The sequence below is a fragment of the Lelliottia sp. SL45 genome (assembly GCF_026672535.1).
Taxonomy (GTDB): domain Bacteria; phylum Pseudomonadota; class Gammaproteobacteria; order Enterobacterales; family Enterobacteriaceae; genus Enterobacter; species Enterobacter nimipressuralis.
Genome location: NZ_JAPPRH010000015.1, coordinates 75,582 through 98,592, shown reverse-complemented (window position 1 = coordinate 98,592; position 23,011 = coordinate 75,582). Strand labels below are relative to the sequence as shown.

General features: G+C 57.3%; 20 protein-coding genes. 6 read left to right on the top strand and 14 right to left on the bottom strand.

Annotation, left to right across the window (positions count from 1 at the left end; translation table 11 throughout):
* Positions 1-50: 50 nt before the first annotated feature.
* From plsC to OVA10_RS25680, 3 genes are all read right to left on the bottom strand, one after another.
* A complete protein-coding gene (plsC, locus tag OVA10_RS25690; protein ID WP_100778914.1) occupies positions 51-788 on the bottom strand; it encodes a 1-acylglycerol-3-phosphate O-acyltransferase in 738 nt (245 codons plus the stop codon).
* A 122-nt stretch (positions 789-910) separates the two neighbouring features.
* Complete coding sequence (gene parC / locus OVA10_RS25685) at positions 911-3,169, bottom strand: DNA topoisomerase IV subunit A (protein ID WP_268197232.1); 2,259 nt, start codon at positions 3,167-3,169, stop codon at positions 911-913.
* Positions 3,170-3,288: 119 nt separating this feature from the next.
* Positions 3,289-3,690, bottom strand: a complete 402-nt coding sequence (locus OVA10_RS25680; protein ID WP_100778912.1) for a YgiW/YdeI family stress tolerance OB fold protein — start codon at positions 3,688-3,690, stop codon at positions 3,289-3,291.
* A gap of 150 nt (positions 3,691-3,840) precedes the next feature.
* Here OVA10_RS25680 and qseB point away from each other — a divergent pair, with 150 nt between their 5' ends.
* From qseB to OVA10_RS25660, 4 genes are all read left to right on the top strand, one after another.
* Positions 3,841-4,500, top strand: a complete 660-nt coding sequence (qseB, locus tag OVA10_RS25675; protein ID WP_102104774.1) for a quorum sensing response regulator transcription factor QseB — start codon at positions 3,841-3,843, stop codon at positions 4,498-4,500.
* Entirely contained in the window at positions 4,497-5,846 is a 1,350-nt protein-coding gene (qseC, locus tag OVA10_RS25670; RefSeq protein ID WP_268197231.1) for a quorum sensing histidine kinase QseC, read from the top strand. The genes qseB and qseC overlap by 4 nt, the downstream gene beginning before the upstream one ends.
* Positions 5,847-5,952: 106 nt before the next feature.
* Positions 5,953-6,534, top strand: coding sequence for an NAD(P)H-dependent oxidoreductase (locus OVA10_RS25665; protein WP_100778909.1), 582 nt, complete (start codon positions 5,953-5,955; stop codon positions 6,532-6,534).
* A gap of 87 nt (positions 6,535-6,621) precedes the next feature.
* Positions 6,622-6,936 (top strand): putative quinol monooxygenase, encoded by a 315-nt coding sequence (locus tag OVA10_RS25660; protein ID WP_100778908.1) that lies wholly within the window; start codon positions 6,622-6,624, stop codon positions 6,934-6,936.
* A 92-nt stretch (positions 6,937-7,028) separates the two neighbouring features.
* Here OVA10_RS25660 and OVA10_RS25655 read toward each other — a convergent pair whose 3' ends face one another.
* From OVA10_RS25655 to OVA10_RS25645, 3 genes are read right to left on the bottom strand one after another with little or no spacing between them, the layout of a single operon-like run.
* Entirely contained in the window at positions 7,029-8,216 is a 1,188-nt protein-coding gene (locus OVA10_RS25655) for a glycoside hydrolase family 88 protein (protein ID WP_248859184.1), read from the bottom strand.
* 28 nt (positions 8,217-8,244) lie between these two features.
* Complete coding sequence (locus OVA10_RS25650) at positions 8,245-9,510, bottom strand: oligosaccharide MFS transporter (RefSeq protein WP_100778906.1); 1,266 nt, start codon at positions 9,508-9,510, stop codon at positions 8,245-8,247.
* Between the two features lie 33 nt (positions 9,511-9,543).
* Positions 9,544-11,361, bottom strand: a complete 1,818-nt coding sequence (locus tag OVA10_RS25645; protein ID WP_268197266.1) for a DUF2264 domain-containing protein — start codon at positions 11,359-11,361, stop codon at positions 9,544-9,546.
* Positions 11,362-11,527: 166 nt separating this feature from the next.
* Between OVA10_RS25645 and OVA10_RS25640 the strand changes: the two genes are divergently transcribed.
* Positions 11,528-12,367 (top strand): helix-turn-helix transcriptional regulator, encoded by an 840-nt coding sequence (locus tag OVA10_RS25640; protein ID WP_268197230.1) that lies wholly within the window; start codon positions 11,528-11,530, stop codon positions 12,365-12,367.
* Positions 12,368-12,388: 21 nt separating this feature from the next.
* Here OVA10_RS25640 and OVA10_RS25635 read toward each other — a convergent pair whose 3' ends face one another.
* Genes OVA10_RS25635 through OVA10_RS25615 form a run of 5 tightly spaced genes read right to left on the bottom strand, consistent with a single transcriptional unit; the run spans position 12,389 to position 17,074 of the window.
* On the bottom strand, positions 12,389-13,276 hold the full coding sequence (locus OVA10_RS25635) for a MurR/RpiR family transcriptional regulator (RefSeq protein ID WP_100778903.1): 888 nt from the start codon (positions 13,274-13,276) through the stop codon (positions 12,389-12,391).
* Complete coding sequence (locus OVA10_RS25630) at positions 13,273-14,220, bottom strand: iron-siderophore ABC transporter substrate-binding protein (RefSeq protein WP_268197229.1); 948 nt, start codon at positions 14,218-14,220, stop codon at positions 13,273-13,275. The genes OVA10_RS25635 and OVA10_RS25630 overlap by 4 nt, the downstream gene beginning before the upstream one ends.
* Before the next feature lie 12 nt (positions 14,221-14,232).
* Positions 14,233-15,285 (bottom strand): FecCD family ABC transporter permease, encoded by a 1,053-nt coding sequence (locus tag OVA10_RS25625; RefSeq protein ID WP_268197228.1) that lies wholly within the window; start codon positions 15,283-15,285, stop codon positions 14,233-14,235.
* Positions 15,282-16,265 (bottom strand): FecCD family ABC transporter permease, encoded by a 984-nt coding sequence (locus OVA10_RS25620; protein WP_129035170.1) that lies wholly within the window; start codon positions 16,263-16,265, stop codon positions 15,282-15,284. The genes OVA10_RS25625 and OVA10_RS25620 overlap by 4 nt, the downstream gene beginning before the upstream one ends.
* A complete protein-coding gene (locus OVA10_RS25615) occupies positions 16,262-17,074 on the bottom strand; it encodes an ABC transporter ATP-binding protein (protein WP_248859190.1) in 813 nt (270 codons plus the stop codon). The genes OVA10_RS25620 and OVA10_RS25615 overlap by 4 nt, the downstream gene beginning before the upstream one ends.
* 380 nt (positions 17,075-17,454) lie before the next feature.
* Between OVA10_RS25615 and OVA10_RS25610 the strand changes: the two genes are divergently transcribed.
* Positions 17,455-19,596, top strand: a complete 2,142-nt coding sequence (locus OVA10_RS25610) for a TonB-dependent siderophore receptor (RefSeq protein WP_268197227.1) — start codon at positions 17,455-17,457, stop codon at positions 19,594-19,596.
* Positions 19,597-19,679: 83 nt separating this feature from the next.
* Here OVA10_RS25610 and parE read toward each other — a convergent pair whose 3' ends face one another.
* Genes parE through cpdA form a run of 3 tightly spaced genes read right to left on the bottom strand, consistent with a single transcriptional unit; the run spans position 19,680 to position 23,008 of the window.
* Complete coding sequence (gene parE, locus OVA10_RS25605) at positions 19,680-21,572, bottom strand: DNA topoisomerase IV subunit B (RefSeq protein ID WP_231275979.1); 1,893 nt, start codon at positions 21,570-21,572, stop codon at positions 19,680-19,682.
* 27 nt (positions 21,573-21,599) lie between these two features.
* Entirely contained in the window at positions 21,600-22,181 is a 582-nt protein-coding gene (gene yqiA, locus OVA10_RS25600; protein WP_102104785.1) for an esterase YqiA, read from the bottom strand.
* Positions 22,181-23,008 (bottom strand): 3',5'-cyclic-AMP phosphodiesterase, encoded by an 828-nt coding sequence (cpdA, locus tag OVA10_RS25595; RefSeq protein ID WP_100778895.1) that lies wholly within the window; start codon positions 23,006-23,008, stop codon positions 22,181-22,183. Before cpdA ends, yqiA begins: the two co-directional genes overlap by 1 nt.
* Positions 23,009-23,011: the final 3 nt, after the last annotated feature.

The window sequence follows — 23,011 nt, the reverse complement described above, 5'->3', positions numbered from 1 at the left end:
CCATGTGAAACGACGATAAAACGCGGGAATTCATTTCCCTGAAACTCCGGTTAAATCTTGCCGGAGGCTTCTCTCTCTGCGACTTCTTTGTCGAGCACTTCGATTTGACGCGCCATTAGCTCACGGCAATGGGCAGCCAGTTCACGCACCTGGTCTTTACCGTATTTGCTGGTGTCCACGGGTGGCAGCATCTCAACAATTACCAGCCCGTTTTTCAGGCGGTTAAGGTTAATTTTATTCGAAGTATTGGAAACACACACAGGAATAATTGGCACACCTGCAGCAATTGCGGCGTGAAACGCGCCAGTTTTAAACGGCAGCAGGCCGCGACCACGGCTGCGCGTCCCTTCCGGGAACATCCAGATAGAGATTTTACGTTTCTTAAAGTGATTGACCACTTCGGCAATGGTGCTGTGCGCTTTGGCGCGGTTATTACGATCGATCAGCAAGTTACCCGTGAGCCAGTACAGCAGGCCGAAGAACGGCACCCACAGAAGGCTCTTTTTACCCACCGTGACCGTTGGCGGCAGCACGATGTTCGCGGCGGTGACCATATCGTAGTTATTCTGATGATTACCGATATAGATGGCGTTGCCGAAATTTTCTGCGCCTTCCGGCAAGCGGGTTTCGACCTTCAGGCCATACAGCGGCGCCAGTCGACCAAACATGCGGCCAAAGGTGGAGACATGCTTCGGGTTGCGCGGGCTGAACAGGCAGTAAATGCAGCCGAACACGCAGACCAGAATGCAATAGATAACGGTGAGAATTGCACGAACAATGAATAGCATAGCGACCTCAGAAGCCCTAACAGCTGACAATTATATACTCCAATGCCAGCCAGGTAAGGACTTTGTGTAAAGACAGATAATTTTAGCGAGAACCCCCTCCCGAACGGAGGGGGAGAGGCACATTACTCTTCGCTATCGCCCGATTTCGCACGCAGTGGAGAGTCAATCTCCACGCGGTCGATACGCTGCAGCCCGCGCATCAGCGAGCCGCGACGCCCGCGCTCGCCCACCACTTTCTGCAACTCTTCCGGACGCAGTTTGATCTTACGCTTGCCGACATGAATGGTCAGCGTGCTTTGCGGCGGCAGAATGAAGAGATGCGCCAGACCGTCTTCGCCTTTTGCGGCTTCCGCCGTCGGGATATTGATGATCTTGTTGCCCTTGCCTTTCGACAGCTGCGGCAGGTCGCTGACCGGGAACATCAGCATCCGTCCAGCCTGGGTGATCGCCAGCAGCATATCGCTGTCGTTCTCAATCACCAGCGGCGGCATAACGTGGGCGTTATCCGGCAGGCTGATCATCGCTTTACCCGCGCGGTTACGGGCAATCAGATCGTTGAAGGTACAGATGAAACCGTAACCGGCGTCGGAGGCCATCAGCAGTTTCTGCTCTTCGCCTTCCATCAGCATATGATCAACGGTCGCCCCCGGTGGCAGCGTCAGCTTGCCGGTGATCGGCTCGCCCTGCCCGCGCGCCGACGGCAACGTGATCGGGTCGATGGCGTAGCTACGCCCGGTGGAATCAAGGAACACCACCGGCTGGTTACTCTTGCCTTTCACCGCCGATTTGAAGCTATCGCCGGATTTGTAGCTCAGGCCCGGCGCGTCGATATCGTGGCCTTTCGCGCTGCGCACCCAGCCGCTCTGGGACAGCACGATAGTCACCGGCTCAGACGGCTGCATGTCGTGCTCGTTCATCGCTTTCGCTTCTTCGCGCTCCTGCAGCGGTGAACGACGGTCGTCGCCAAAGGCTTCCGCATCCGCCTGCAGCTCTTTCTTCAGCAGATTGCTCATCTTGCGTTCGGACGCCAGAATCGCCTGCAGCTGATCGCGCTCTTTCGCCAGCTCGCTCTGTTCGCCGCGAATTTTCACCTCTTCCAGTTTGGCGAGGTGGCGCAATTTCAGTTCGAGAATGGCTTCAGCCTGGGTTTCGCTAATGCCAAAACGTGACATCAGCGCGGGCTTCGGCTCGTCCTCGGTGCGAATGATCTCAATGACTTCATCGATATTGAGAAACGCCACCAGCAAACCTTCGAGGATATGCAGGCGCTTAAGGACTTTTTCCAGACGATAGTTCAGACGACGGCGCACCGTATCGCGACGGAACGCCAGCCACTCAGTCAGGATCTCCAGCAGGTTTTTCACCGACGGACGACCATCCAGACCGATCATGTTCAGGTTGATGCGGTAGCTTTTTTCCAGATCGGTCGTGGCGAACAGGTGGTTCATCACCTGGTCCATATCGACGCGGTTAGAGCGTGGGACAATCACCAGACGCGTCGGATTTTCGTGGTCCGATTCGTCGCGCAGGTCATCGACCATCGGCAGCTTTTTATTGCGCATCTGGGCGGCGATCTGCTCCAGCACTTTCGCGCCGGACACCTGGTGCGGCAGCGCGGTAATGACCACGGCGCCGTCTTCTTTATTCCACACCGCGCGCATGCGCACAGATCCGCGACCGTTCTGGTAGATTTTGCGGATTTCAGCGCGGGAGGTGATGATCTCCGCTTCGGTCGGATAGTCCGGCCCTTGCACGATATCCAGCAGTTCATCCAGCGTGGTTTTCGGCTGTTCAATCAGGGTAATGGCGGCTTTCGCCACTTCGCGCAGGTTGTGCGGCGGAATATCCGTCGCCATGCCAACCGCGATGCCGGTGGTGCCGTTCAGCAGGATATTCGGCAGACGGGCAGGCAGCATTTTCGGCTCCTGCATCGTACCGTCGAAGTTTGGCACCCAGTCCACCGTGCCCTGGCCGAGTTCGCCGAGCAGCAGTTCTGCATATTTTGATAAGCGCGATTCGGTGTAACGCATCGCGGCGAAAGATTTCGGATCGTCCGGTGCCCCCCAGTTTCCCTGGCCATCGACCAGCGGATAACGGTAGGAGAACGGCTGCGCCATCAACACCATCGCTTCGTAACAGGCGCTGTCGCCGTGCGGATGGTATTTACCCAGCACGTCACCCACGGTACGGGCGGATTTTTTAAATTTGGCGCTGGCGTTCAGGCCCAGCTCAGACATCGCGTAAACGATGCGACGCTGAACGGGTTTCAGGCCATCGCCGATAAACGGCAGTGCCCTGTCCATGATGACGTACATGGAATAGTTCAGATAGGCGTTTTCAGTGAATTCATGTAGCGCGAGGCGCTCTGCCATATCGCTCATTAAATGTCATTCCTCAACTCAGAAACCTGTGGGTTTCAGGCAATATTGCCGCAGATACTACCCTATCTGACGAGTTGAGTCACAAAGAAAAAGGGCCGCAGAATCGGCCCTTTTCGTCATTATTTGTTCAGTTTGATAACTTGTTTGACGTCGATTTCAAACTCATTCCACTCTTTATCGACCTTACCCTGAATCTCGACCTGATCCTGCGGGGTGATGGTCTGCCCGTTCCAGCGTTTGTGGTCAATTTCCACATTCACCGTACCGGTGGTGTCGCGGAACAGGTAGCGGTCGTCGGACAGGCGCTCGGTAATGTTACCGCGCAGTTTGACCCAGCTGTCGTCCTTCTGATCTTTGACTTTGGCCGCGGTGGTCAGGTTAGCGTTATTGTCCACAAATCCGCCCTGCTGGGTTTGGGTTTGTGCAGGCGTTGCAGATGGACCGTTAAAGCCGCCTTCTGCAGCAAATACCGGAGCCGTGGTCATCATCATGATTGCCGTAATAGCTGCAAATTTTTTCATCGTTATCTCTCCCTTTAATGTTGTTTAGAACGCCATTAAACAGGGTAAACCTTAACAACTTCTTAAGGGGAAAATTTAAATTTATTTGCTGTACAGCATGATGTCACAGGGGGTTTACTGCACATAAACCGCAGCATCAAGGAGGGGAACATGCGCATCTTACTGGTAGAAGACGACAGGCTGATTGGCGACGGCATCAAAGCGGGCTTAAGCAAAATGGGCTTTAGCGTTGACTGGTTTACCGACGGCAGCACAGGCAAGGCCGCGCTCTATACCGCCCCTTTCGATGCGGTGGTACTCGACCTGACGCTGCCGGGCATGGACGGCCTCGACATCCTGCGCGACTGGCGCGAAAACGGGCGCAGCGAGCCGGTGCTGATCCTCACCGCGCGCGATGCCCTCGATCAGCGCGTCGAAGGTCTGCGTCTCGGCGCGGACGACTATCTGTGCAAACCCTTTGCTCTGGTCGAAGTGGCGGCGCGGCTCGAAGCACTGCTGCGCCGCAGCCACGGCAAATCCCGCAGCGAACTGCGCCACGGCAACGTGACGCTGGACCCCACAAGCCTGGTCGCTACGCTTAACGGCGAAACGCTGGCCCTCAAACCGAAAGAGTTCGCCCTGCTGGAGCTGCTGATGCGTAACGCCGGGCGCGTGCTGCCGCGCAAGCTTATCGAAGAAAAGCTCTATACCTGGGATGACGACGTCTCCAGCAACGCCGTCGAAGTCCACGTTCACCATTTACGCCGCAAGCTCGGCAGCCATTTTATCCGCACCGTTCACGGCATCGGCTATACCCTGGGTGACGCATGAAACTGACACAACGCTTAAGCCTGAAACTGCGCCTGACGCTACTTTTTCTCGTGCTGTCCCTCGGCGCATGGCTGGCGGCAAGCGTGGTAGCCTGGCAGCAGACCACCCACAAGCTCGATAAACTGTTCGATACCCAGCAGATGCTGTTTGCCAAACGGCTGATGACCATGGATCTCGACGAGCTTAACGCGCCCATGCGGATGAGCGACATGCCAAAAAAAGCCAAACATGGCCATCTTGATGACGACGCGCTGGCGTTTGCCATCTACGCCAGCGACGGGAAAATGCTGCTGAACGACGGCGAAAATGGCCGGGATATTCCTTATCACTATCGTCGCGACGGATTTACCGACGGGCGGCTGAAGGACGACAACGACGCGTGGCGTTTCCTGTGGCTGACCGCGCCGAACGAGAAATACCGGATTGTCGTCGGGCAAGAGTGGGAGTATCGCCAGGAGATGGCGCTGGATATTGTCACTTCGCAGCTGACCCCCTGGCTGGTGGCGCTGCCGCTGATGCTGATTTTGCTGATTGTTTTACTCGCGCGCGAACTGCGCCCTCTGAAAAACCTCGCCCTGACCTTGCGCCGTCGTTCACCCGATGCCACCGACCGGCTGGCAACCGATGGGCTGCCGACGGAGGTGCGCCCGCTGCTCGATGCCCTGAATCATCTTTTTGCCCGCACGCAGGAGATGATGACCCGCGAGCGGCGCTTTACCTCCGATGCCGCCCACGAACTGCGCAGCCCGCTCACCGCTCTGAAGGTGCAAACCGAAGTGGCGCAACTGTCGCTCGACGATCCCGAGGCGCAGGCGAAAGCGCTCAACCAGCTTCACGCAGGCATCGACCGTGCCTCGCGGCTGGTGGATCAGCTCCTCACGCTGTCGCGCCTCGACTCACTGGAAAACCTCGATGATGTTCAGACGATCGCGATGGCCGATCTGCTGCAATCGGCGGTGATGGACAGTTACCATTCGGCGCAGCAGGCGGGCATCGAATTGCGCCTCAACATTCACGCGCCTCAGGTGGCGCGCGCCGGCCAGCCGCTGCTGCTGAGCCTGCTGGTGCGCAACCTGCTGGATAACGCCGTGCGCTACAGCCCGCGTGGAAGCGTGGTGGATGTCACGCTGGATGCGCAGAGTTTTACCGTGCGCGACAACGGGCCGGGGATTTCGCCGGACGCGCTGGCGCGCATCGGCGAGCGTTTTTATCGTCCTCCGGGCCAGGAGCAGACCGGCAGCGGGCTGGGATTATCCATCGTCAAACGCATCGCGACGCTGCACGGCATGCGGGTAACGCTCGCCAACGCGCGCGAAGGCGGGTTTGAAGTGACAGTCAGCTTGTAGTGGGATTATTGCGCTATAAGCAAAAGACTTTGCACATTTTGCTCATTTTTCCGCACCGTTATTACGGGTAACATGACTGCCAAACTTGCCAGTCTGAGGACAAATTATGAGCAATATTCTGATTATCAACGGTGCGAAAAAATTCGCCCACTCTAACGGCCAACTGAATGACACCCTGACCGAGGTCGCGGATGGTTTCCTGCGCGACGCCGGGCATGATGTTAAAGTGGTTCGCGCCGACAGCGATTACGACGTCAAAACCGAAGTGCAGAATTTCCTGTGGGCCGACGTGATTGTCTGGCAGATGCCAGGCTGGTGGATGGGCGCACCGTGGACCGTCAAAAAGTACATGGACGATGTCTTCACCGAAGGTCACGGTTCTCTGTACGCCAGCGATGGTCGCACCCGTTCCGACGCCTCTAAAAAATACGGTTCCGGCGGTCTGCTGCACGGTAAAAAATACATGCTGTCCCTGACCTGGAACGCGCCGCTGGATGCCTTCACCGATGAAGATCAGTTCTTCCACGGCGTTGGCGTGGACGGGGCTTACCTGCCGTTCCATAAAGCCAATCAGTTCCTGGCGCTGGAGCCACTGCCGACCTTTATCGTCAACGACGTGATTAAAATGCCGGACGTGCCGCGCTATATCGCAGAATATCGCAAGCATCTGGCTGAGATTTTTGCTTAACTGGTTATTCAATTAAGACCCAATTAATTCGAGTTGCAGCCAACGCAGCTGCAACTTGAAGTATGCCGGGTAGAGAAGGAGTTAACCATGCTTACCGTCATTGCTGAAATTCGCACTCGTCCAGGTCAACATCACCGTCAGGCGGTGCTGGATGAATTCGTGAAAATTATCCCGACCGTTCTGAAAGAAGAAGGCTGCCACGGCTACGCGCCGATGGTTGACGCTGCCGCAGGCGTAAGCTTCCAGACCACCGCGCCCGATTCGATCATCATGGTTGAACTGTGGGAAACCGTGGCACACCTGGAAGCGCATCTGCAAACCGCGCACATGAAAGCGTGGAGCGAAGCGGTGAAAGGGAACGTTCTGGAAACGCATATCCGTATTCTGGAGCAAGGGGTTTAAGTTTTTGCATTTTGCCGGGCGACACCGCGTTTACCCGGCATTCAAAACCTGAGCCAGAGGCCCGGTAAGCTTAGCGTCACCGGGCTTTTTTATTACCAGTACAACTTCCAGCTCTGAGTAAAACGCACCAGCGCCTCCACGTAGAAGTAATCCCCCCAGCTCGCGCACTCATCCACGCCTTTATTGCTCGCCAGATGGTAAACCGAGTGCTTCAGCAGCCCGTTACCCTTCTCGTCTTTACCCATCAGATAGTGACGGGTCAACGATGACATCATCCCTTTCGCCCACTCCAGATAGCGCTCGCGATCCGGGTCCGTCACCGGCAGGTGCTTCACCAGCTCAAGCAGGCCGCACACCGCAATCGCCGCCGACGATGAATCGCGCAGGGCATCGGTGCCCACCAGCGCCAGATCCCAGTGACAAACGTAATCCTCCGGCAGACGATTCAGGAAATAGTTCGCCAGCCGTTTCGACAAGGCGATCATCGTCTCGTCGCCGGTATAGATGTAGCTCAGCAGGAAACCGTAAATTCCCCACGCCTGCCCGCGCGACCAGCAGGAGTCATCCGCGTAGCCCTGCTGCGTATTGCCGTAGCGCGGCGCACCGGTTTTAACGTCCATGTAGTAGGTGTGGAACGTCGACGCGTCCTCGCGGATCAGATAGGTCGCCGCCTGCATGACGTGCGCTTCCGCCGCGTCGGCAAAGCGCGGATCGCCGGTCTGCTCCGTCGCCCAGTAGAGCAACGGCAGGTTCATGTTGCAGTCGATGATCATTCGTCCGGCCTGCTCCGGGTCAGACAGATCGCCCCACGCCTGGATGATCTTCGCCTTCTCGTGGAAGCGCTCAAGCAGCGCTTCGGCGGCCAGCAGCGAGAAACCACGCGCCTCGCGATTGCCCGTCAGACGCCAGGCCGCCACGCACGACAGGGTATAGAGGAAGCCTAAATCGTGGGTATTGGTATCATTTCGCCCGGCGATGCGCAGGCCAAACGAGCGGACGTTTTTCTCGGCCAGCGCACGGAATTTCTCGTCACCGCTCATCTCCCACGCCAGCCAAAGCTGCCCGGTCCAGAAACTGGTGGTCCACTCCACGTTTTCCGTCAGGGGATAAAAGCCCTCTACACAGGTTTCAGCCGGGAATTTTTCACCGAACTCCGTTAAATGACGGCTAATCAGTTCGAGGACATGATCCCGCGCCGAGCTTAATTCATCACTGAACACGCGCGCATCAACGGGTGCAGGAATATCGGACAGGCGTTCCTCTGCGATACGATTTAACATATTTCGGTTCCTTCTTTGACAGCAAAAATTAGCGTGATGGATTTTGTTCTGCGATGTTGATGGCCTGCGCGCCGCGCCATTTGCTCTGGCAGGCGGATAAGGTAAAGGCAGAAATAAGGGTAAATGTCAGCGCCGTGGCACCCATGATGATATAAGTCTGCTCAAAGCCGATACGGTCATACATATATCCGGCAGGCGATGAGACCACCACATTTCCGACATACAGCATCGCCTGATAGCCTAATAAATACATGGTGGCGTTGACGCGTTTGTCGAAATGCTCGGCGATATATTTAAATACCGACACCAGCAGCAGACAGATTTCCAGGCCGTATAACGGTTTGAGAATCGAAATTAACAGGTGGGAATCGCACATGCCGGAAATAATCAGGCGTGCGCCCACTACTAATCCCACAATTAATAATCCGCGTTTGGCACCTATAAAGTTAACGAACAGCGGGATCACCATATACATCAGGAATTCCATCCCCGACTGTACCGTGCCCAGATAGCCAAAGACCGCGTTGCCCTGATGCACATCGTCGAAGAAAGTGACGAAGTAGCGCGAGAACTGCTGCTCAGCAATAAACATCATCCACGCCACGCCCGCCACGTACAGGCAGAAGGCCCAAAACTTGCGATTACGCAGCAGCGCGTAGACGTCCGACGGCGCGATTTTCTCTTTGGTCAGCACCTCCCCGGCATGAACGGAGTTAGTGTTCACTTTCAGGTTTAGCAGGACAATCAGCATGATGACCGACGCGACGCTGCCCATAATAAAGTTATACGCCGGAGAGAGGTTAAACAGCAGGCCGGAGAAGGATGACGCCACCGCCCAGCCGAGGGAACCCCACATACGAATCTGACCAAACTCCATGCCGTTCAACCGGCTAAAGCGATCGGAATAGGATTCGCACGCCGCCACGCCCGCATACCAGGCAAAGCTTAAATAGAGCGCACCGATAATAATCCCGAGCAGGGTGTTGGACATCAATAGTGGCTGATAGACGTAAATAAAGAACGGTGCCATCAGGGCCGACATGGCCACCACAAAATAGAGCAGATATTTGCTCATCCCGATTTTATCGAGAATATAGCCGTAAATAGGTTTCAGAATAACGGAGAAGACACCGTTAACCGCAAATACCGTACCAATCACCGAACCGCTCAGGTTCGCTTTTTGGCCGAGCCAGATGGCCAGCAGGCCAATACTGGCCGACCAGGTAAAGAAATAGAGAAAAATAAAGGTACTGATTTTGTAATATTCGGTTTTATTCGTTGAGCTGATTTTCATAGAATCCTCGCCAACAGGTAGGGTCCAGAGTGTTTATATAAAGAACGACAACTGACGTTCGCTGCCCGGTTCGTGAATCACGACCTGGTTATTGTTTATTTTCAGCTGCGGCGTGACCGCGTAGTTTTTCTGCTCCCCGGACGCGGTAACAGCGCAGCAGAGCCAGCTTTCCCCGACCGGGAGTTGTGTGGCAAGCACAGGAATCGATGCGCATTGCGCAAACATCACGCTGCTGTTCGGCGGCGTAACAATGCTGTCGGGCTGGCGCGAAAGATCGGGCGACAGATCGACAATCACGCTGCTGCCATTTTCCGCATTCAGAACACAGCCGCGCGCCTGCAGGCGATGCGCCGTTTTGATCACCGCAAAGCCCCCCTCCACCGTCTGCAAGGTGCGCGCGCTATTAATGCGATGCAGACGCAGATGCCACTCGCCGAACGGCACCAGCCAGGTGTCGATCTGCACGTCGTGCCACGGCGACCAGCGCGAGAAAATGAAGTTCTCATCAACGCGCACCGCGTCGCAGTCGCGGCGACCCCGGAAATAGTTATCGCCATCGCTGAGCAGCAGCATCGAGTCGCAGGCCGCGTGTTTGATGCCGTAGCGTCCGCGCTCAATGGTGAAACCAAAGCGGCTGGAGTAGGCAAATTTGGTGTACTTCGCCTCGGTGTTGACGTAATTGTTCAGCTCCAGCTGCCCGGCAGTGAGCAGGGTCGCGTGCTGTGAATTGTCGGCGTGGATCAGGATCTGCTGTGCGTTGGGGATAACGTGTTTTTCAGCGCGTTCCGGCAACGGTTGTTCCTGTGCCTGCCAGAACGGATGATCTTCACCCAGCGCCAGGATCAGGTAGGTTTTCAGCGCCCAGTACGGCGATCCCGGCGAGTTGTAATCCTCGCACATCGCCAGATTGGGATAGGCAAAACCGAGCGTCAGAATACCGTCGCGATCGAGGATCGGCTGCTGCTGCCACCAGCGCAGATGACGCAGAATGATCCCTTTCACAATGCCCGGCGTGAACACATCCAGCTCAGAAAATGCCACTGCGCTCCAGAACGCGACTATCGCAAAACGGTAGGTCAGGCTGCGGCCAAAGGGGATCGATGCCCCGTCGGCTGCGGACATAAAGATAAAATCGTCGGCAAACTGGCGGGCGCGATCGCGCAGCACTGCGGCCCGCGCCTCGTCGCCGCTCAGGGTGGCGTAGATCAGGCCATAGAAGTGGAACGCCATCGAGATGTAATAGTCTTTCGGGCGGCCCACGCCATCGGAATACCAGCCGTCGCCGAGGTAGTAAGCGTCCATCAGCGCAAAGCGACGATCGATGGCAGACTGATCGAACGGCAGTCCGGCGCGTTTAAAACCAAGCTGGACCATAATGGCAAAATAGTTCCAGTTGCTGTCCGGCATCTGAGCATCGGTGATCTGATTCAGCCAGGCGTGCAGGTTCTGCACCTCCCGCTCGCTGAAGAGATCCGTGAGCCGGTTTTGCAACAGCGCAAGCCCAAGGCCATAGGCCGCCATCTCCACCAGACGCTGATCGTAAGGCGCGGTTTCGCCCCAGTAACCGGCGCTTTGCGGGTCCGTGCCCTGTTTAATCGCAGTGATGTATTTCTCGCTGTAAAGGGTGCGCTCGCCGGAAGCCAGCAGTGGAAACAGCCCCCACAGGGCACGCGACAGCCCTTCCATTTCGGCAATATCCGTCGCGTAGTGCGCGCAGGTATCACCCAGAGAAATGCGTGAACTGCCCGGCGCAAACTGCTTGTCCAGCGCGCCTAACAGGGTATTTAGCTCCGCCACCACATCCTGACGGGAAGACAACGGATTTGATGTTTCTTTCTTTGCCGCCCACATACGCTCGTCCTCGTAATCATCTGCGGCAAAGAATAGTGAATGCATAACCCTCAGAAATGTTAGCCGTGTCACAGGGAAGAGAGATGAATAAACCTGAAGTTGAGAAAATTTAAAAAGGTGGTTTATAACGAGAAAGAGACGGGGAAAAGTTGAGTTTTATTGCACTATGCGCGACACGCCAAAATCCGACCATCTGGAGCTGATCGCCCTGAATGACACCATCGTGTCGTTCAGCCGCCTGTTCGCCAATACGGTGCGCTACCACCACTGGCATCAGTGTCTGGAAATTCTCTATGTCGAAGAGGGATTTGGCGTGGCGATTGTCGATAACCGCCACTACACCATGCGCCCCGGACGGCTGTTTTTCTTCCCGCCGTTCACCCTGCATAAGGTGATGGTGGATGAACAGGCCGAAGCGATTTATCGCCGTACCATTATCCATCTCGATCATCACGCGGTGCTGAAAGTGCTGCGAGATTTTCCGCAGGCGCAGCAGCGGCTGCAAAAACTGTCACGACGCGGCGGGCCGGCCTGGGTCGCTGATGTTGCTCACTGTCAGGTGCACATCCATCACCTGCTGAGCTGCTACCAGCCGCCGATGAACAGTGAAAGCATCGCCAGCCTGCTGATTGCGCTGTTTGCCATGCTGCCGGACGACAGCGACGGCGCGCCCGGCAGCAGCAACGGCATCGCCAGCCAGGTGATGTTCTGGCTGGATGAGAACTATCAGGTTAAATTTAGCCTCGATGCGCTGGCGACGGAACTGGGCAAATCCCGCAGCTACGTTTCCCGCAAATTCCATCTGGAAACGGGCGAGAAAATTCATGATTACCTGAATACGCTGCGGCTGCGAAAAGCCTGTGAATGCCTGTTACACAGCGAAGAGAGCGTGCGGGATATCGGTGCGCGGGTCGGGTTTTCTGACGTGACCTATTTTATCAGCGCCTTCAGGAAGGGCATCGGCGAGACACCCCTTCAGTACCGGAAAAATCATTCGGGCCGTTGAGTGGTATTTTGCCCGGCAGCTTCACGCGCTTTTCTTACCCGGCTTTAATCCACGGTGAAATTCATTGATACGCTTCATGGACTTAATCGTGCGCTGCGGCGCGGTGGAGGCCACCGACAGCACAATCATCTCCAGACACAGCATCACCGTACCATGCAGCGGGATTTTGCCTTTCTCATTGCCGCGCGGAACGTGGATCACCACGCTCGCCTCTTTGCTGAAACGCGAATCGACGGCGTTGGTGAGCAGGATGGTTGGGATCCCCAGACGGCGGGCTTCGCGAAGGGTCGTCTGCCCTTCCCGGTGCGCGGATTTTTGCGCCATCATCACCAGCACATCCCCGCGCTGGAGTTCGATCAGCTGCTCGGCAAGGTTAATTCCGGTGCGGTTCAGTGCCGTCGCCGGCAGGCCAATGCGACTGAACAGTCGCGCGGTGTATTCCGCCAGAATTCCCGACGCGCCGATGCCAAAAATCGCCACCTGCCGCGCTTCGCCCAGCAACGCCACCGCCTGCGCCAGGGCGTAGCGGTTGGCCGGTTCAGACAGCACTTCGCAGGTGTGCTGATGCCCTTCGAGGACGAAATCGATACTGGAATTGACGTCGCTGGTCAGCGCTTTCACCGTGGTGGTGATCTTTTCGCTGGAGCTGAGCGTGGGGCCAAACCAGTGCTCAAGCGTCTGTTTGAGGTCGCGTAAACCGGCAAAGCCCAGCGCCTGAATCGCCCGCACCACGGTGGCGTCAGAGGTTTTCAGCAGCGCGGCAATCTCCATCGCCGTCTGCTCCATCACCGCTTCGCGGTTGTCGTTGATGTAGCTGGCCACCAGCAGCAGACGCGGCGTCAGCTGATGCCCGCGAGCACGAAAACGCTCGCCGTAGAGATCGACCCGCGATTTGTCTTTTCTGATCATTTCGCCTCCGGCAGCGGACGCCCGGCGATTTGCGACTGCACCTGCGCCGCCATTAATCCCAGTGAGGCAAAGGAGTTGGAGATCGCCTCCTCGCGTGAGATCAGCACGTAATGCCCGGTGCGACAGGCATTAAGGAACTGGCACCAGCCGGGCATCACCGCCTCCATCGCTGCCAGCTCATCCTGCGGTTTACCGCCCGTATCGCCGCGCCAGGTGGCGAAGACGAAATCCGCATCCAGCTCCGGCAGACGCTCAGCGCTGACGTCGATACGCCCGCCTTCAGAAATCGCGTCGATGAGTTTCGGGAAGGTGAATCCGGCATCGCGCAGCACGCGCCCTAAAGAGTGATAGCTGTGCATCACGGTGATTTTGCCCTGATTAGCCTGAATCACCGCGACGCTGATTTTATGTGTATCAATCGTCGCTTTTAGCGCCTTGATCTGCTCCTGATAGCGACGTTCAAGAATTTTCAGCCGTGCCTGCGTGCCGGTTAACTGCGCCAGCTTGCGGTAGATTTCCGGCGCCCCGCCGTCGAGGTGATCGATGCTCACCGTCGGCGCGATTTTCTCCAGCATCGCGACAGGCGTATTGCGGGTTGGCTCGGTGATGATCAGATCCGGCCTCGCGGCGGCGATGGCTTCAATATCGATATCCGCAGTGCCGATAAACTGAATCGCAGAGTTATCAAAATCCACGCCCGTCAGCAGCCCGCCGGAGCGAATAAAATGGCTGCCGTCCGGGCGCGTACGTCCGTGGCTCGCCACCGGCGGCACGCCGAGTTCAATCAGCGGAATGGTGATGTCGAGATCGTGCAGCGAGACGATGCGTTTCGGGTGCAGCGGCACCGTGACCGTGCGCCCCAGATCGTCAGTAAAGGTTTGAACAGGTTCAGCGGCGCTTGCGGAAAACCCCGTCAGCAACAGCAACATTAACACTACGCGCATAACACTCCCCTTTTAAAACCGGTCCCGGCGCGCCCAGAGCAGCACCAGGAAAAACGGCCCGCCAATCAGCGAGATAACAATGCCCGCAGGCAGTTGCAGCGGCAGAAACGCCAGCCGCCCGACATTATCTGCCAGCAGAACCAGCAGCGCGCCCAGCGCCGCACTGCCCACAAGCAACGTGGTCTGGCCGCCGCGCAGCAGAAAACGCGCCATGTGCGGCGCAATCAAACCGACAAATCCAATGCTCCCGACGCATGACACACAGGCGGCCGTCAGCAGCACCGGGGCCAGCACGCGAATCAGGGCCAGACGTGCGGTGCGCACACCCAGCCCGGTGGCCGTCTGGTTACCGAGCAGCGCGACATCTGCCGCGCGGGCCGTTAACAGCAGCAGCGCAAACCCAGGCAGCGACCAGCCTGCCGCCACGCTCACCAGCGGCCAGCTGGCGGCATGCAGGCTGCCAGCCAGCCACAGCAGCGCGGTCTGCACGTCGCGCACGTCTGCCGTCGTCATAAAGACGCCCATTCCGGCGGCAAAGGTCCAGGAGACGCCGATGCCAATCAGGATAAAACGCGGACGAGAAATATCGCGGGCGAGCACCACCACCAGCAGCGCCGTCAGTAACCCGCCCGCCATCCCCACGACCGGACGCCAGAACACTGACATCGCCGGGAACTGGAAAATCAGCAGCAGTACCGCCACGCTACACCCCTCTTTCACGCCGATCAGCCCCGGATCGGCCAGACCGTTTCGGGTGATGGACTGCATCGCCGCGCCCGCCATGCCCAGCATCGCCCCACAGAGCACAGCCATCAGCAGGCGCGGCAGACGGATATCCTGCACAATGTAGCGCGCGTCGGGGCTAAGAGCGTCAGGAGAAAACAGCGCGCGGGCCACGTCTGAAGTGGGAACCGGAAGCGTGCCGTGGGTCAGGCCCATGACCAGCAGCGCGGAGATCAACGCGGTTAAAACGGCTAACCACGCCAGCGCTTTGGGGCGGATTAGGGTTGAAAATCGGCCCCAACGCAGCGGGCGTAACTCGGCGCGCAGAACGGCCCGGCTCATCGGAACATCCTCGCGGCAATCAGAATAAACACGGGCGCGCCCACCAGCGCGGTCATCACGCCGGTCGCCAGTTCGTGGGGCATAAACAGGGTGCGCGCGGCAATATCTGCCAGCAGTAACACCAGCGCGCCGCAGCAGGCCGAGAGCGGCACCATGACGCGCAAATCCACCGACACCAGACGGCGAATCAGCTGCGGAACGACGAGGCCGATAAACCCAATCGGCCCGGCGATCGACACGGCGGCACCGCACAGTAACGCGATGGCGATCAGCGCGAGTATCCGCGTGCGGATAAGGGACACGCCTAGCCCCTGCGCCATGCGATCGCCCAGCGCCAGCATGTTCAGGGAAGGTGAAATGGCTATGGAAAGGGCCAATCCGCCCGCCGCGACCCAGGCGGCGTTTTGCGTGGCCGCCCAGCTTAATCCTGCCAGATCGCCCGCCAGCCAGGTGCGCATCGCCAGCAGGGTTTGTTCATCAAGGATCAGCACCGCTGCGGTGATGGATGAGGCGAAAGCCGACAGCGCCACGCCGCAGAGCGTCACTTTCATCGGCGTCAGGCCAGTGCGACCAGCAGACGACAGCGCGAGCACCAGCAGGAACAGGAGTGCCGCGCCCGCCGCCGCAATCAGCGGCCGCCCAAACGGCAGCGCCAGCCCGAGGGCGCTGGTTAAAACCACTGCCAGTGCGGCTCCGGCGTTTAGCCCCAGAATATGCGGTTCACCCAGTGGATTGCGGATCACCGCCTGCAGCAGTACACCCGCCACGCCGAGCGCAGCGCCGGTGGTAAGCGCTGCCGCCAGACGCAGCAGGCGCAGGTTGATGATCACATTGTGATCGAAGTTGCGCGGGTCAAACGCCAGAAACGCCTGCACCACGGTCTGCGGGGCGATAAACCGCGCGCCGAGGCCCAGATGGATAATCGCGCCCATAAGCAGCAGCGCCAAAAACAGGGCAGAAGCCAGTCCTGTGCGCATCATGCTTTTTCGCTACCGCGACGAAACGGGATAAAGAACGGTTTGCCGGTCATCGGGTTGATCGACATTTGCACATCGACATCAAACACCGTTTTGATGAGTTCCGGCGTGCAGACGTCGCCCTCATGAAGCACACCCTGCACTTTGCCTTCGCGTAAAAAGACCAGCGTATCGCCGTAGTTCACCGCAAAGTTCAGATCGTGGAGCACCACCACCACCGTCCGGCCGTGGTGACGGGTGAGATCGTGCAGGAGTTCGAGGATCTCCACCTGATAGCGCAGATCGAGAAAAGTCGTCGGCTCGTCCAGCAGAATCACTGGCGTTTGCTGCGCCAGCGCCATTGCGATCCAGCAGCGCTGGCGCTGACCGCCCGAAAGACTCTCGACGGGCAGATGGGCGAAGGCTTGCGTGCCGGTCAGACGCAGCGCCTCTTCCACGGCCTGTTCGTCGGCATCGGTCCACTGGCGCATAAAATTCTGCCAGGGAAAACGCCCGCGCGAGACCAGCTCAAACACCGTCAGCCCTTCCGGCAGCAAAGGCGATTGCGGCAGAATGCCCAGTTCGCGTGAAACCGCTTTGGTTGGCTGATCGTGCAGGACTTTGCCGTCGAGCAGCACCGCGCCGCCCATCGGCTGCAACAGACGCGCCATCGTACTAAGAAGCGTCGATTTCCCGCAGCCGTTCGCCCCGACCAGCACGGTCATTTTTTCAGAAGGGATAGTGAGGGAAATATCATCGACGATGATTTTTTTCTGATAGCCAGCAGAGAGGTTTTCGACAACCAACCCCTGCTTTGTCGCGTTATGAGCCACGTGTGCGCCAACTTAATCAAATAACAAATAAATAAAAATAAATCTCATTCTCTTTTGTGAGTTTGCCGCTGCGCCATGTAGTAGTCAAGGGGATAAACACCCTGAAAAAACCAGGGATTAGTCGACCGATACGCATGTGACACAAAAGTCATTAATTGATTATTTTCAGTTAATTACTTTTTTTACAGGCATCCCAGATCAAGCGATTTTTTGCTGTAGCCGAATTTTGCTTTTTTCCATTTACTACTACATTCCTGCATGATTGAATGATTCTCAATTACATACCCGACTCCGCACAGGCAAACGGGTAGCGCTTTACGGGCAATGACACACCATCTTCACCCGCGACCATGCGCGGGTATTTCGGGAAAACAGATCCAATGGCTATGTACACACCTTCATTCTCTGGGATTAAAGGGCGCGCGCTCTTTTCACTGCTGTTCCTCGCGCCACTGGCGCAGGCGGCTGACAGCACAACCGCGAAAGACGGCGAAACGCTGACCGTCACCGCCGATCCTTCCGCGAAAACCGATGCCACTAACGGCTATCAGCCGCTGAACACCTCCACCGCCACGCTCACGACTATGCCGATGCTGGACATCCCGCAGGTGGTCAATACCGTGAGCGATCAGGTACTGGAAGATCAGCACGCTACCACGCTCGACGAAGCGCTGTATAACGTCAGCAACGTGGTGCAAACCAACACCCTTGGCGGGACGCAGGATGCGTTTGTGCGCCGTGGTTTTGGCGCAAACCGTGACGGGTCGATCATGACCAACGGCCTGCGCACCGTGCTGCCGCGCAGCTTTAATGCTTCGACGGAGCGCGTCGAAGTGCTGAAAGGCCCGGCGTCGACGCTGTACGGGATCCTCGATCCTGGCGGGCTGATTAACGTGGTAACGAAGCACCCGGAAAGAGAGTTCGGCGGTTCGATCTCGGCGACCTCCACCAGCTTTGGCGGCGGCACCGGACAGCTCGATGTGACCGGCCCGATTGAAGGCACACGTCTGGCGTATCGCCTGACGGGTGAGTATCAGAGAGAGGATTACTGGCGTAATTTCGGCAAAGAGCGCAGCACCTTTATCGCGCCGTCTCTGACCTGGTTTGGCGATGATGCCACCGTTACGGTGCTCTATTCGCATCGCGATTATCAGACGCCATTCGATCGCGGAACGATCTTCGATTTAACGACCAAACAGCCGGTCGATGTGGATCGCAAGACGCGCTTTGACGAACCGTTCAATATTACCGACGGTGAATCCGATCTGGCCCAGCTGAACGCGGAGTACCGTCTCAACAGCCAGTGGACCGCCAAATTCGACTACAGCTTTAGCCAGGATAAATACACGGATAACCAGGCGCGCGTGATGGCCTACGATTCCGCCACCGGCAATCTGACCCGCCGCGTGGACGCCACGCAAGGCTCGACTCAGCGCATGCACTCCACCCGTGCGGATCTGCAGGGGAATGTGGATATTGCCGGGTTTTACAATGAGATCCTGACCGGTGTCTCTTATGAGAATTACGATCTGCTGCGCACGGATATGATCCGCTGTAAGAACGTTAAAGATTTCAATATCTACAACCCGTCCTACGGCAATCTGAGCAAATGTACGACCGTGTCAGCGTCGGACAGCGATCAGACCATTAAGCAGGAGAGCTATTCCGCCTACGTGCAGGATGCCCTCTATCTGACGGATAAATGGATCGCCGTCACCGGCCTGCGCTATCAGTCCTACACGCAGTATGCGGGGAAAGGCCGTCCGTTTAACGTCAATACCGACAGTCGCGATGACCAGTGGACGCCGAAAGCGGGGCTGGTTTACAAGCTCACGCCATCGGTGTCGCTGTTCGCCAACTATTCGCAGACGTTTATGCCGCAATCGTCTATCGCCAGCTACATTGGTAACCTGCCGCCGGAAACATCCAATGCCTACGAAGTGGGCGCGAAGTTTGACCTGTTCGACGGGATTACCGCTAATATCGCGCTGTTTGATATCCATAAACGCAACGTGCTTTACACCGAGAGCGTCGGTGATGAGACGGTGGCGAAAACCGCCGGGCGTGTGCGTTCGCAGGGTGTGGAAGTGGATCTGGCAGGCCGGTTAACCGAGAACACCAATGTGATCGCCAGCTATGGCTACACGGACGCGAAGGTGCTGGAAGATCCAGATTACGCCGGTAAACCGCTGCCAAACGTGCCGCGTCACACAGGTTCTCTGTTCCTGACTTACGACATTAATAATGTGATCGGCGGGAATACCCTGACGCTCGGCGGCGGCGGGCATGGCGTGAGTCGTCGCTCCGCCACCAACGGCGCGGATTATTATCTGCCGGGCTACGTGGTGGCCGACGCTTTTGCAGCGTACAAACTGAAGCTGCAGTATCCGTTGACGCTCCAGCTGAACGTGAAAAACCTGTTTGATAAGACTTATTACACGTCGTCGATTGGCACCAATAACCTGGGGAACCAGATTGGCGATCCGCGTGAAGTGCAGTTTACGGTGAAGATGGATTTTTGATGTAAAAAAGCCCGGTAGCGCTACGCTTACCGGGCTTAGAATTTATTCCCACTCCCTTTCGGGAGTGAGTCAGCATGAGGACATCAGGCCTCAATATCCGCCATATCGCCTTTTTCCTGCAACCAGTTGCGTCGGTCTTCGGAACGCTTCTTGGCTAACAGCATATCCATCATTGCGTTGGTCTGCTGCTCGTCTTCGTCGCTGATAATCAGCTGCACCAGTCGACGAGTATTGGGGTCCAGCGTGGTTTCACGCAGCTGCATCGGGTTCATTTCGCCCAGCCCTTTAAAGCGCTGCACGTTAGGTTTGCCTTTCTTGCGCTTCAGCTGCTCCAGCACACCCGCTTTCTCTTCTTCCGTCAGGGCGTAATAGACCTCTTTGCCGAGGTCGATACGGTACAGCGGCGGCAGCGCAACGTGAACGTGACCGTTCTTCACCAGCGCGCGGAAGTGTTTCACAAACAGGGCGCACAGCAGCGTGGCGATGTGCAGACCATCGGAGTCCGCATCCGCGAGGATACAGATCTTGCCGTAACGCAGCTGGCTTAAATCGTCGCTGTCCGGATCGATGCCGATCGCAACCGAGATGTCATGCACCTCCTGAGACGCCAGTACCTCATCGGAGGAGACTTCCCAGGTGTTGAGGATCTTACCCTTCAGCGGCATGATCGCCTGATATTCACGGTCGCGCGCCTGTTTGGCTGAGCCGCCCGCCGAGTCACCTTCGACGAGGAACAGTTCGGTGCGATTCAAATCCTGCGCCGTGCAGTCGGCCAGTTTACCCGGCAGCGCCGGACCGCTGGTCAGCTTTTTACGCACCACTTTCTTCGCCGCGCGCATACGGCGCTGGGCGCTGGAAATCGCCATTTCAGCCAGCAGTTCTGCCGTCTGAATGTTCTGGTTCAGCCACAGGCTGAAGGCGTCTTTGACCACGCCGGAGACAAAAGCCGCACATTGGCGCGAAGAGAGACGCTCTTTGGTTTGACCGGCAAACTGTGGGTCCTGCATTTTGACCGACAGGACATACGCGCAGCGATCCCAGATATCTTCCGCCGACAGCTTCACGCCGCGCGGCAGGATATTGCGGTATTCGCAAAACTCACGCATCGCATCCAGCAGACCCTGACGCAGACCGTTGACGTGCGTACCGCCCTGCATCGTCGGGATCAGGTTGACGTAGCTTTCTGTCAGCAGCTCGCCGCCTTCGGGCAGCCACAAGAGCGCCCAGTCGACCGCTTCCGTATCACCGGAGAAGTTACCGAGGAACGGTTTTTCTGGCAGGGTTGGCAGGCCGTTAATCGCTTCGCCCAGATAATCGTTCAGACCATCCTGATAGCACCAGCGCTGCTCGCTGCCGTTCACTTCGTCTTTGAAGGTAATTTCAACGCCAGGGCACAGCACCGCTTTCGCTTTCAGAATGTGCGTTAAGCGCGAAACGGAGAAACGTGGGCTGTCGAAGAAGCTTTCGTCGGGCCAGAAATGGACGCTGGTCCCGGTATTGCGTTTGCCGCAGGTGCCGATGACCTGCAGGTCCTGAACTTTGTCGCCGTTTTCAAAGGCGATGTTGTAGACCTGGCCGTCGCGGCGCACGGTCACTTCCACGCGCTTAGAGAGGGCGTTGACCACGGAGATCCCCACGCCGTGCAGGCCGCCGGAGAACTGGTAGTTTTTATTGGAGAACTTACCGCCCGCGTGCAGACGGCAAAGGATCAGTTCGACAGCAGGGACACCCTCTTCCGGGTGAATATCGACCGGCATACCGCGCCCGTCGTCGATCACTTCGAGGGACTGGTCGGCATGCAGGATCACATCGATGCGTTTGGCATGGCCTGCCAGCGCTTCGTCCACACTGTTATCAATCACTTCCTGGCCCAGGTGGTTTGGGCGAGTGGTATCGGTGTACATCCCAGGGCGGCGGCGAACCGGCTCAAGCCCGGTGAGTACCTCAATGGCATCAGCGTTATAGGTTTGCGTCATGATTTAGCTAGCAATTCGCATTGGTTGTCAGAGGCTGTGCAGCCCAAGAAAATCGACAATCTGGGTGAAATGATTCTCAAAGTCCGTGAAAGCATGGTTTCCGCCTTCTTCTACAGTCTGGCGGCAAGAGGCGTAATACGCCACCGCCTGGCGGTAATCCAGCACTTCATCACCCGTCTGTTGCAGCAGCCAGAGGAGATCCGGCGCGTCAAGCGGGTCTATTTGCATCACTTTGAGGTCGTAAATATGGCGAGACTCTAGCACATATTGCTGCCCGGTGTAGGGGTTCTCGTTCTGGCCGAGAAAGTCCGTCAACAGCTCAAACGGGCGTACCGCCGGGTTAACGACGACCGCTGGCAGCATAAAGCATTGGGACAACCAGGTGGCGTAATAACCGCCGAGCGACGAGCCGACAACGCCGAAGGATTCGCCGCCGTGTTCCATCACGATGGACTCCAGCATCTCTGCCGCATCCGCTGGATACGGCGGCAGCTGCGGCACAATCATCTCGATATGCGGATGATGTTCGCTGAGCCACTGGCGAAACTGGGTCGCCTTCGCGGAGCGCGGCGAGCTGTTAAACCCGTGCAGATAAAGGAGCGTAGACATCAGTATCCTTCTGAAGCGGTATCTGGACGGAACTGTGCCCCTTCCAGACGACACACTTCCGTGGTCAGCCGGCCATCCGCATGGAGTTCCAGCCAGCGCCATCCCGGCGCGATGGTATCTAAGGTGAAGTTGGCGCAGTGCGGTTTAAACTGCACGCAGGTCGACGGCGTCGCCAGCAGACGGCGGCCATTCCAGTCGAGATCCTGTTCCTGATGAATGTGTCCGCACAGCAGATTGTTCACATGAGGATATTTCGACAGCACGCGGTCGAGCGCGGCAGAGTTGCGCAGGCTGTGCTGATCGAGCCAGCTGCATCCCGCCGGGAGCGGATGGTGATGCAGCAACAGCAGGGTATGGCGTTCAGGTGCGTCAATGAGTTTGCTTTCGAGCCACTCCAGCTGGAAATCGCTCAGCTCGCCGTGCGGCACGCCGAAGACCTGGGTATCCAGCAGCAGAATTTGCCAGTGATCGCCCACAAACACACGCTTGGCCGGTGAAATACCCGCGTCCTGAAGCGCGCTATACATGGCGGGCTGAAAGTCATGATTACCCGGTAACCAGACGCAAGGCACGCTGAAGCTCGCGATCCCTGTAGCAAAATGCTGATAGGCCGCGGCGCTTTGATCCTGTGCCAAATCCCCCGTCGCAACGATCAAATCACAGTCGCGGTTTTCGAGGTGAATGGCATCAAGTACAGCCTGATAACTCTCCCAGGTATTCACACCCAGCAGCGTTTCATGCTTTTCGGCGAACAGGTGAGTATCAGTAATTTGTAATATCCTGACTGGCGCCCCACCAGCAACAGTCAGGTTCAACAGGCTTTCCAAATG